We start from the raw sequence: 9,693 nt of genomic DNA, 5'->3' as shown, positions 1-9,693 counted from the left end.
AGTGCCACCTTTGCAAGGTGGAAGTTAGGGGTTCGAGTCCCCTATGCTCCACAATGTGATCTTCCGGCTAATCCGCCGATTCGTTCCAGAAATCCCTCGCCAGCGACTCACCGTCGGATCGCTGCGAATCCGTCCTTGGCGTGAACGTCATTCAGGGCCCAGATCAGCCCTCGAAAACACCCAAGCGAACGATCAGAACGCAAGAAAAGCCCCTGCCGGAGCGATTCCGGGCAGGGGCCATCCACAGTTGGGAATCAGTTCACGCTGTCTCCAGCGAGCGGGGAAGGATGTCGGGCCCAGCGTGGTGGGCCCTTCGGCCTCGACGGTGGCAAGGTGCTGCGAGGAGGAGCCCCTCGGAGCCTTCGCGCCTTGCGTCGCAAAAAGACCTGCACGTTCAGGGTGTGCTTCTCGTTCCCGTCTCTATCGTGACGGACAGCCTTGAGCGCAGGGGTGGAGACCTCCCTCCCTCAGCCACGAGCGACGGAGAGGTCTCGTAGCGACTGCGGATGAGTCGAATGGCGGCGGCGATGACGCGGAAATAGGTCAGCCACTGGCGCTTGCGCCTGCCCTTGAACACTCGGATGGATTAACGGTTCCCGAGGGCTGAAATCTGGGTCGTGAAGTTCGCGTTGCTGCCCTCGACGCTACTGCGCCGCGAATGGTCCGCCAGCCGCTTCTTCGTGCCGTAGAGGAACTGCTGGCGCAGATCGAGATCGTCCTCGGGACCGAGGCTCGGCTGGGCGCTGCACGCACAGGGCTGCACGGGCTCGCCAGCCTCATGCTGGGCGACCGACGGGACGCGATGGCGCGCATGGTTCGCAGGCTCTCGGGGCGTTTCGCGCACGACACCTTCCCGGAGGCTGCCGGGCCACGGTACTGCTGTACGCCCCGCTCCCAATCGGGCTTGCCCTTGGGAGAGAAGGCGTAGGGGAGGCGCTCCTCGTAGCGCTCCGCCAGGGCCACGGTCTCCTCGGCCGTTATCCAAAGGTCGAAGTTCGGAAGCTGCCAGAGATGCTTCGGCATCCAGCCCACGAACAGACCACCGTCGATCATGACGGTCCCGGGAATGGGGGTGCCATGCGGCCCCAGCTGGTTCGACTTCAACTTGATCGACTGCTGAATCATGCGCTTGCTCAACTCGATGCCCAACCCAGGCAACTGCGAGTAGCCACGGTCGATCAGCACCTTGTCCACGTCGACTCCCAAACGCCGCAGGGAATCCAGCAGCGCCAACAGGGACTCGATCCTGTCCATGTTCTCGTCCCCAGAATGAACCCACGAGGAATCTGCGGGTAGTCAGACTCGCCCAGCGGGGACACGTCCACGGCGACATGCAGGTCGGTGCCAGCGACGATGTGCGCCTTCTGGAGATTCTTCGACGCCATGAACACGTCGTACACGTCCGGGTCCAACGTCATCTGTTACTTACCGTTGTCCTTGAGTTTCGGCCAGCCCGGCTCGCTGATGTGGGGAGGCTCGGAGACGCCCTTGCCCAGTCTGCGCTGGCGCGCTCGCTTCTCCTTCTGCTCCGCGGTATCACGCAGATGCCCACGGCGACGGGCCCATGACTCCACGGGCATCGAGTCGATGGCCAGCGCCCCATCGGGCTTCTCGATACAACCCATCGCCCCCTGAAGCAGTCCGTTCAGCAGTTCGATCTCCGGCACACTGATGTGCGGTGGGAACACCTCCCCCGTCTCCACGTCCACGGCCTCGCAGGTCGCATCGAGGAGGTCGTTCAGATAGCCGTCGATGCCGCTGTTCGAGGTATCGTCCCCCAGCCCCAGCAGGGCGCGCTGACGCTTGGTGAGCCCCCAGAACACGTATTGGGTGCGGGCCATGTGAACGCCGGACTCCTGCTGGAAGGCGGCGAGGATGAGCAACGCCAGCACTGAACGCCAGGCGAACTTGCGCGGACGACCGCGCTGCTGCTTCATGTCGCGCTCCAGCACCTCCGCGATCCCCGAGTTGTCCACCACGCGCAGGGCGTCGGCCACGTCGAGGTCCCTGACGGCTCGCGCCTTCAGGTCACGTTGGTGCTTCGAGGCACGCCTCACAGGCCCGCCCCCTTGAACAGAGGTACTCGTCGTCATCCCAGCGACCAGCCACGTGCGGGGCGATCGCCTCGATGCTCTTGGCAGAGATAGTCCCGGCAATGACCATGAACTCACTCACACGAAGGTCCTGCGCCAGCACCGTGGCCATCCACGTCGTTCGCGGCCGCGACGACCGCAGGGCGGGAAGATGCTTCGGCCACTCCACCCGACTCCGGGCACTGCCTAGCGGGTCCTTCGCCTTCGGGTTCAGCGGCCCCACCAGCGGGCGCTGCGGGTAGTCGCGACACAGGTCACGCAACGGGTTGGCCCGCTCCGCGAGCACGGGCACCGTCCGATCCGGTAGGAGGACCACCCGGAGCCCAGAATCCGTGGGATGGATGCGAACATCCGACGCGCTCACCAGTCCCACCTCACGCGGGGCCAACCCGGCCCCCAGCCCCAAGACGAGCACCGCCCGGGCCACCTGACGGCGACGCGGGGTGCGCTGGGTCAGAGCCGCGCGCCAGAACCCCTCGACCTCCTGCGAGGAGTACGGCGGCATGATGGTGTGGTTGTCCGCAAACGGCTTGGGCTCCGGGGCCCACGGCGCCCGCTTCGTGCAGGCACGCCCCACCTTGCGCAGACGACTGCGCGCCGTCGAACGAGCCTCGAAGGACAAGTGCGTGGCCTGCGTGGCGCAGTAGCGCTCCACCATCGACGGCATGAACAAGGTCTCCAGCTCCAGAGGAATGTCCTGCCGATGGGCCCATGTGAGGAAGTACCACACGAATCGCATCGCCTCGTGCTCCGAGGCAACGGACACAAGTTGGCAGCACGACAGGCCTCGACCGCCACAGGGCGAACGATCAGCCACACGTCCTCGGGCACCTTCTCCAGCGACGGGCGGTGGTGCTCGAATACGCCTTCAGGAGTCGTCACGACGTGACCTCCGATGACGCGATGCGCTGGCATGCTTCCACTCCGCTTCTATGGGACCTATAAGACCCACGGACGCAACTATAGTAGCAATCAATGACAATCCTGAAATCGCCCAGACCCTCTAGAGTGAGCCCATGCCACGTTCTGCCGGAGACGCTGCCCCACGCACATACCTGTGCGCAGGCGACTGGCCGGACGGACACCTTCGCGACGACGCTCCGGTCAGCGCACACTACGGCCAAGAGTTCGCGAAGCGTCTCCGCGATGCACTGGTGGAGTCTGGAACTCCTTCCTTGCGATCCGTTGAAGAGGACACGAAGGTCAGCCGTCGCACGATTGAGCGCACGCTGAGGGGCGAGACGCTGCCAGACTTCGGGGCGATTGCTCGGCTGGAGGAATGGTTGGATCGAGAACTGTGGCCGGGGCCCGACATGAGGGCAGGCAAGACACAGCGCGCGACACGCGAAGAAATCCTTGACCAGCGATGATGCGTAAGCTACCTCTGAGGTGATTCCAAGACCTTGTAGGTAGCCCTTGCGATTGCTGATCTTGAGGGCTTCTTCTTTTGTGCGGCGCGCCCAAGTGCGCGGATTCATGGTTAGGTACTACTCCTTCTGCTGTTGATGATGACGTGCGACGAGCGAGTGGTAGTTCTGCTCATCGGTTGCCACCTCTCCGCGCTTGCGCAGGTAGCGCAAGGCTGCGCTGGTCTGCGCGGACGAGAGAGGCTTTGGGTCGAGACCGTGATCCTTTTGAACCTCGGTGACGAGTGCTGCCACCCGACGATGAATGGCAGACAGTCGCTCAGGCTCCCTGCCTTCCATCGCCTCCCGAACCTTTTGGGCAAGGCTCAGGCCAACAGATCGAAGCTGTTCAGGAACGGTCGGCTCCCATCGGGGGAGGGTCCCCCAATCGGTGGTCAGTGCGCGGGACACTGCGCCCCAGTCGGTATTCCCTTCACGAGGCAATCGCAGCGCTCGCTGTCTGGCCTGACGGTAGGACAGCAAGCTGATCTTGCTGTGGAGGTCTTCCTCCAACCGTGCAAACCAATCGCGTTCCATGCCTTCCTGGCTTGGGGTTACGGTCCCCAGGCCAAGCTTGGCCTGGACGGTAGCAGGTTTGCGTTCATGTCTTGCAAGCACTGTTCGAGGTGCTCCCGAGTGCACGGATGCTGGGCAAGCGAGTCAAGCTCCGGCAGTGTTGACCACCGCTCCCCGTAGGCGATCCGTCGCAGGGTGCGCTCCTTGATCCCCACCTCGGAGGCAAGGAGGTCGTACATCTCCAAGTGCCGAGCACGGCCCGGATGCTCTTCGCTGAGGGCCAGCATGGCTTGATGCACCGCCCGGCACGTCGCGAACGCCACCCGCAGGCTCCACGGCAAGCCCGATCCGTCCTCGGCCACATGCCGCTCAAACCACGTCCAGTCCTCGGTGCGCGGACGACGGTCGAGGAGCATCTCCCTCGGTGTTGCTGGCCTACGGTGTTCCTTGTCGTCCATCGGTCTCTCCTTCTTCCCTTGTGCAGGAACGTAGTGCAGGAGAGGAGGCTGGGTGAAGCAGCGCTCCAGAGACAAGAGCAGCGGAAGCGTTCGCTGGGCCGACGACATTCAGGAGGTCAAGGGCATTCCTCATGTTGGGTCTGCCCAGTCGCTGCCTCTGCCACGGAGAGTTGCAAGAAGCACTTCATGCAACAGACGGCGTTGTCCACAACGCAGCCACACGTCCGACAATGGGGGCACTTCCAAGCATCACATTTCGCGCAATGCCCGGGAGAGGTGTCAATCAGAAACCCTGACCCGCATTGCTCACAGATTTCTTCCCAGCCCCCGTCAACCCAGCCCCTCGACTGGGGGCGCGTCGAAGTGACGACGGCGACTGCCAGCGCATCGTGGAGGGCCACGTTGAGGCTGATATCGGTATTAGAGTTGCCTGTGGAATAGCGAATACCTTCGCCGCCCACTATCGTATGTTCACCCGCATCTTCTTGGGCGCGCTCAATCGCTCGCAGGAGGGCGGGCTGCTTCACCTTCCTTCCGGGGTTATACGGCGAACCGCTGGAACCAGACCACCTAATGCGCCCACCGAGGTCAGCCAGCATGATGAGTCGTTCGCCAGGACGATGCAGAGCGCGGATGCAGCACAACGTTGCCGACGCATGGGTCTGCTGAATGAGCGAGATAATCCCACGAGCGCTCACCCCCGAACCCAAGTGCAGCTCGACATCGGTGTCCGATATGAGCAGCGACGCCGCAAAGTCATTGACGATCTTCTCTTCAACTCGGCGACGTGCATCCGGACCAAGGGTAGGCAGGACGTCGTACTGCCACTCTTCATTCTGAGCCAACAGGTGATGTCCAAGTTCGTGCAAACAAGTAAAGTTATTTCGCTTATCGTTCTCAAATCGTCTAACGGTAATCAGCGGCGGCTCACGGTCCCCGTCATATACGCCGCCCAACTCACAAGCCCCCTTCGGGGGCCCGGCAGTCCACCGCACCTCAACATCAGGCACACTCTCAAGCGCTGCCTGCGGGCTGCGTGCCACGATTTCCATGACCCCTGGGTAACGGCGAGCTAGTTCCTCACGAAGGCACTGGCTGGCCGCAACGATATTTTTCTGAAGATCCCAACTTCGTGGCGACAAAACCAATGGAAGACTCATTCATGCCCTGCCAAGAGACTTTCAATGGCGTAGGCCACGCGAGCCCGGGCGGCCTCGACTTGATTAACGTGCGCTGATTGTCGCGCAGCATTCGAGCGAGCTGCTTCCCAGACCTGAGACCTTGCCTCAGATTCGTTGAGACTGCGTACCAATGCCAAATGCCGGATACGCTCTTTGAACTCGGGCATTGAAAGCACTTGGGCCTCGTCTCCGTCTGGTGGCCTCAGAATGTCCATCGGGGTAGTCCCCTCTGGAAAGAGTTGAATCATCCGAGCTATCTCATCGCGGTCCGGAACTTTCTCCCCGCGAGCCAGCCCAGAAGCTCTCAACGGCTTAACGTCGAGCTGGCGCGCCAAGTCGCGTGCTTCGACTCCAGCTTCACGGAGTACCTCCTGTCGGATCACCCCAACACCCTCATGAGCATTGGGCCACGACCAATCACCCATGGACCATGCCGACAGACAAACGGCAGCAAACGCAGCCTCCGCCTCTTCTGATTCGCTCATGGGACAGGTCTGTACGCCCTCGACGACCTCTCCTGACGGCATGGACCATCGAATTGATCGCAGAGTTCGATCATTGAGCACGGCGGAAGCCAACCTTCGATCTAGCGCAGCCATCGACAGGCCAAACTCAGCATCGGGCCACACCACCAGACGCTCGCCAGTCGGGAGCATAATCTGGAAGGCGGGCGCGGTTGCATGTAAAGATGGATTGGTAATCGGCCACGCCAACACATGATTAGGCCGCACGGCTGCTACAAGGACAACGCCGGTTTCCCTACCATCAGCGCTGAGAACCCAAACATCCCCCACCGAGGCAGCGTCGGACGACTGTCCTTCAGGGAGGTCAAAAGGAACACCAAAGACATCCGAAGTATCTACAGGCATCTTCGCCCCAATAGCTTGGTAGCCTCCCAGAAGCGCACCAGTGCATCCGTCTCAGATTCAGGCAGCTTACCAGTGTAGTCACACTTGGACGCATCACTCAACCACGCGCGAGCCAAAGGACGTTGATTCTGATCCGTCCAGAATCCTTCATCAGTAAGCCCGATCTCCGGATGCCGCGGCGACTCCAACTTTCGAGCCCCTGGCTCGGGATGCCTCGTCCTCGTCAAAGTCATGACCGACCGACTCGTGACTTCAACCGTGCCGCAAAGTCGGCCATTCGAGCCATGCACATCACCATTCACGGACGTACTGGGGGCACAACGGTAGACATCCCCGATGACCGGCGACGCATTCACTGTAGACACCCGTTCATTTAACCACACCAGGCCCATGAGTCATCGCCTAACTCACCCATACCGTCTAGGCGACTCTGAACTACAGGGTCGTGCTGATGAGCTGAGTAGATTACACCCAATCAGTACCAGCGGGGCGCGAGAATCCTCATCTGTGGACTTCTGAAGAAAGTTCTCCACAGAGGCCCAAGAGCCATTGCTTTGACGTCTGGACGTCATTAGACTAGAGAAAATAAGGCATAGTATCGAGGAGCCGTAGCTGCATGCACCAACTCAATAAGCCCGGCCATGTCCGAGACGCGGTAGATGCCGTGCTCAGCGAGGCTTCCCCAAACGACCTCTCGCTCACTGAGATCACTGCCAAGGTCTCTGCAAGATTGGGCTCGAAGGTGGCCCCGTCGTCCATCAGCTCAAGCCTTCGACTCCGACGCGATGCAGTCGAGCGAACGTCGCGGGGGCGTTACCGCCACCGATACGCCCAGACCAGTATCGACTGGATTGAACGTCCGCTCTCAAATAGTGAGCACGATGACCCCGAGGGGGTCTTTCGCTTTCAAGACGCCACACTCCACCTCCAAGGAGCCAACGAGTGGCTCCGAGAACAGCCTGAAAACACAATCCAGGGAGTCGTCACGGACCCCCCCCTATGGGCTCACCGAATACACTCCTGAGGAACAATTGAAGCTCCGCAGCGGGCGCGGGGGAGTCTGGCGCATCCCTCCGTCCTTCGACGGTCATCTAAGGTCGCCTTTGCCGCGATTCACGACATTATCTACTGCCGAGCTCGAAAGACTCGACACATTCTTTCGCGAGGTTGGGGAGCGCTTGCTGCGTGTCATGGTACCAGGAGCCCATCTGCTCATGGCCGCAAACCCACTCGTTTCCCATCGAATCTCGTGGGCTCTACAACAGGCGGGCTTGGAGCGGAGGGGAGAAGTCGTGCGGCTGGTGCAAACGATGCGGGGCGGGGACCGCCCCAAGAACGCTCACGAAGAGTTCCGTGATGTCTCCATGATGCCTCGCAGCCAGTGGGAACCGTGGCTTCTCTTCCGACGTCCTCTTGAAGGTACTGCCGCGAATAATCTTCGAAAGTGGGGCACTGGGGGGTTACGTCGCATCTCTGAAGACAAGCCGTTTGGCGACGTGATTCGTTCAGCGCCAACGAATGCCAGGGAGAAGCGGCTCGCCAATCACCCATCATTGAAACCACAACAGTTCTTGCGACAAGTGGTGCGTGCGATCCTTCCATTAGGGGAGGGAGTTGTTCTCGACCCCTTCGCGGGCTCAGGGTCTACTTTGGCAGCGGCGAATGCTGTCGGCTACCGGAGCATTGGCATCGAAACCGACCCCGCCTACTTCGAGCTGGCGAAAGAGTCCATCCCTCGGCTCACAGCTTTGTCCGTCCGGGACTGCCACTAGGCTAGATAGACCCATCCCTCGCGAAGCCGCGCGATCCCATCGCGATCCAGTGTCGACGTTCGCGTCCCGAGGTCCCCTCTTTCATTCCGGCGGAAATCGTCTGCCCGAACCTCGTTGAGATAGACCTCGGTAAACCGCATGGGAGCGCGACTGACAGCAGGCTGTGTCGCGGAATCAACTTGGTAGACGAAGACGGCCATCCACTGATCCCGCCCTCCATGAGTATCCACGGCGCCGCCCCTCTTCCGTGTGGACTTCACTTCCACACCCTGGGTGCCGGATTGAACCGAGTCATCCGGGTAAATACCTTTGACCAGCAAATCAGGATGCCCATTGAAGTAAGCATTGACAGTCAGCGACCGAGAATGCTTGGCCAACGACTCCGTGAGCATGTCGGAGATCAGACCTGAGCAAATTGCGGGCCTCAGCATGTCGTCCAAGCGCGGCAGGCTGCGATCCGCGAAGTGACGATTCACGTCATAGAAGAAGTCATAGACATCCTGCATTGCACTCTGGAAGTCGAGTACTCGGAGGTTATATGGCAGCGCAGGCTGCGGGTTGAACTTGTCAGTGTTCACGATCTCGCGTGTAAGCCCTAGTGACGAGCGTTTGACGACGTAAGGCATTCGCCAAACTTGGAGCCGAGCCCACCGACCTACCAGATCGCGGTGGAACCGCTCAACTCCACGAGCAGCCAAGAGGGAGGGCCTCGGTACCCAACTGGTGACGAGATCCTCCCTCTTGCGGCTTAGCCCTTGGGTGGGTGCTTGTCCCGCCCATAGGAGTTCTTCTCCCCGATGGTGCCGTCTCTCTTCTTGATGACGTGCTCGACGCCCCGGTCCTTCGCCATGCCTCTACCCACCGACTGTGCTGCTGACTTGTTGTCATGGACGTTGCTGGCCCGCTGGTTGCCCTGAGGTCGGTTCTTCCACTGCCCGTCCTCGTAGTACGTCTCGATGTTTCCCTTGGCCATCCTGTTCACCTCCTCCCTTCGTCTCACGACAAGGTTCCCACGAAGGACTGACAATTCTGTCTGACGTGCTGTACGGTTTTCGCTTGGTATGACGTACGGGAGGTCACCGGCGAGGTTGTTTAGTGCCTAGTCAGGGGATTGGCTGAGATACTCCCCCGGCCCCGGCGCAGCGTCGAGCACTCATCGGAGCCTCTGCTCTCCCCACCCAACCCGGACAGGGGGTCGAAGGATACTGGGGCACAGGGTGACTGCAAGACGCACCCAGAGCGTCGTGGACAATCAGGCTTCTGGCTAGGGACACACACCCACCGGAGACCCTCCATTGGGCCTAGTCAGGGATTGATGGAAAATCTCACAATTTCACAACACAGCCAAGCCCCTAGAAACCCCGGTTTCTGGGGGCTTTCATGTTGGATACTCGCGGC

At 60.9% G+C, this 9,693-nt stretch carries 10 protein-coding genes; 2 read left to right on the top strand and 8 right to left on the bottom strand.

From position 1 onward, the window contains the following. Positions 1-543 precede the first annotated feature (543 nt). The 3 genes from Q0X61_RS11695 to Q0X61_RS11685 form a co-directional block, all read right to left on the bottom strand. A complete protein-coding gene (locus Q0X61_RS11695) occupies positions 544-1,254 on the bottom strand; it encodes a hypothetical protein (RefSeq protein ID WP_297742858.1) in 711 nt (236 codons plus the stop codon). A gap of 167 nt (positions 1,255-1,421) precedes the next feature. Then, the gene (locus Q0X61_RS11690; RefSeq protein WP_297742856.1) at positions 1,422-2,057 is read right to left on the bottom strand and encodes a hypothetical protein; all 636 of its coding nucleotides are present in this window, start codon (positions 2,055-2,057) and stop codon (positions 1,422-1,424) included. After that, positions 2,029-2,832: a hypothetical protein gene (locus Q0X61_RS11685; protein WP_297742854.1), complete on the bottom strand. Its 804-nt coding sequence runs from the start codon at positions 2,830-2,832 to the stop codon at positions 2,029-2,031. Before Q0X61_RS11685 ends, Q0X61_RS11690 begins: the two co-directional genes overlap by 29 nt. A 277-nt stretch (positions 2,833-3,109) precedes the next feature. On the opposite strand from Q0X61_RS11685, the gene Q0X61_RS11680 reads away from it, so the two are divergent. Next, positions 3,110-3,463 carry a hypothetical protein gene (locus tag Q0X61_RS11680; RefSeq protein ID WP_297742852.1) on the top strand — a complete coding sequence of 118 codons (354 nt, stop codon included), beginning with the start codon at positions 3,110-3,112 and terminating at the stop codon, positions 3,461-3,463. A 117-nt stretch (positions 3,464-3,580) separates the two neighbouring features. Here Q0X61_RS11680 and Q0X61_RS11675 read toward each other — a convergent pair whose 3' ends face one another. From Q0X61_RS11675 to Q0X61_RS11665, 3 genes are all read right to left on the bottom strand, one after another. Further along, positions 3,581-4,036 (bottom strand): hypothetical protein, encoded by a 456-nt coding sequence (locus Q0X61_RS11675; protein ID WP_297742850.1) that lies wholly within the window; start codon positions 4,034-4,036, stop codon positions 3,581-3,583. Positions 4,037-4,053: 17 nt separating this feature from the next. Further along, positions 4,054-4,473, bottom strand: coding sequence for a hypothetical protein (locus tag Q0X61_RS11670; protein WP_297742848.1), 420 nt, complete (start codon positions 4,471-4,473; stop codon positions 4,054-4,056). A 116-nt stretch (positions 4,474-4,589) separates the two neighbouring features. Beyond that, on the bottom strand, positions 4,590-5,525 hold the full coding sequence (locus tag Q0X61_RS11665; RefSeq protein WP_297742846.1) for an ImmA/IrrE family metallo-endopeptidase: 936 nt from the start codon (positions 5,523-5,525) through the stop codon (positions 4,590-4,592). Between the two features lie 1,657 nt (positions 5,526-7,182). On the opposite strand from Q0X61_RS11665, the gene Q0X61_RS13440 reads away from it, so the two are divergent. Beyond that, positions 7,183-8,295, top strand: a complete 1,113-nt coding sequence (locus tag Q0X61_RS13440) for a site-specific DNA-methyltransferase (protein WP_367270743.1) — start codon at positions 7,183-7,185, stop codon at positions 8,293-8,295. Here the strand turns inward: Q0X61_RS13440 and Q0X61_RS11660 are convergent. Further along, positions 8,292-8,873 carry a hypothetical protein gene (locus tag Q0X61_RS11660; RefSeq protein WP_297742844.1) on the bottom strand — a complete coding sequence of 194 codons (582 nt, stop codon included), beginning with the start codon at positions 8,871-8,873 and terminating at the stop codon, positions 8,292-8,294. The genes Q0X61_RS13440 and Q0X61_RS11660 overlap by 4 nt on opposite strands. 170 nt (positions 8,874-9,043) lie before the next feature. Further along, positions 9,044-9,268: a DUF2188 domain-containing protein gene (locus Q0X61_RS11655; protein WP_297742842.1), complete on the bottom strand. Its 225-nt coding sequence runs from the start codon at positions 9,266-9,268 to the stop codon at positions 9,044-9,046. Positions 9,269-9,693 lie beyond the last annotated feature (425 nt).

The organism is uncultured Tessaracoccus sp., assembly GCF_947255005.1.
In the GTDB taxonomy this organism is placed as follows: domain Bacteria; phylum Actinomycetota; class Actinomycetes; order Propionibacteriales; family Propionibacteriaceae; genus Arachnia.
Note: the sequence above shows the minus strand (reverse complement) of the source record. Positions and strands in the feature narration are given on the sequence as shown.

What these genes read in the sequence shown, in the direction of transcription:
- Q0X61_RS11675 (WP_297742850.1), bottom strand. Translation starts at nt 4,036, where the DNA reads ATGGAACGCGATTGGTTTGCACGGTTGGAGGAAGACCTCCACAGCAAG.
- Q0X61_RS11655 (WP_297742842.1), bottom strand. Translation starts at nt 9,268, where the DNA reads ATGGCCAAGGGAAACATCGAGACGTACTACGAGGACGGGCAGTGGAAG.
- Q0X61_RS11695 (WP_297742858.1), bottom strand. Translation starts at nt 1,254, where the DNA reads ATGGACAGGATCGAGTCCCTGTTGGCGCTGCTGGATTCCCTGCGGCGT.
- Q0X61_RS11680 (WP_297742852.1), top strand. Translation starts at nt 3,110, where the DNA reads ATGCCACGTTCTGCCGGAGACGCTGCCCCACGCACATACCTGTGCGCA.
- Q0X61_RS11665 (WP_297742846.1), bottom strand. Translation starts at nt 5,525, where the DNA reads ATGGAAATCGTGGCACGCAGCCCGCAGGCAGCGCTTGAGAGTGTGCCT.
- Q0X61_RS13440 (WP_367270743.1), top strand. Translation starts at nt 7,183, where the DNA reads ATGCCGTGCTCAGCGAGGCTTCCCCAAACGACCTCTCGCTCACTGAGA.
- Q0X61_RS11670 (WP_297742848.1), bottom strand. Translation starts at nt 4,473, where the DNA reads ATGGACGACAAGGAACACCGTAGGCCAGCAACACCGAGGGAGATGCTC.
- Q0X61_RS11685 (WP_297742854.1), bottom strand. Translation starts at nt 2,832, where the DNA reads ATGCGATTCGTGTGGTACTTCCTCACATGGGCCCATCGGCAGGACATT.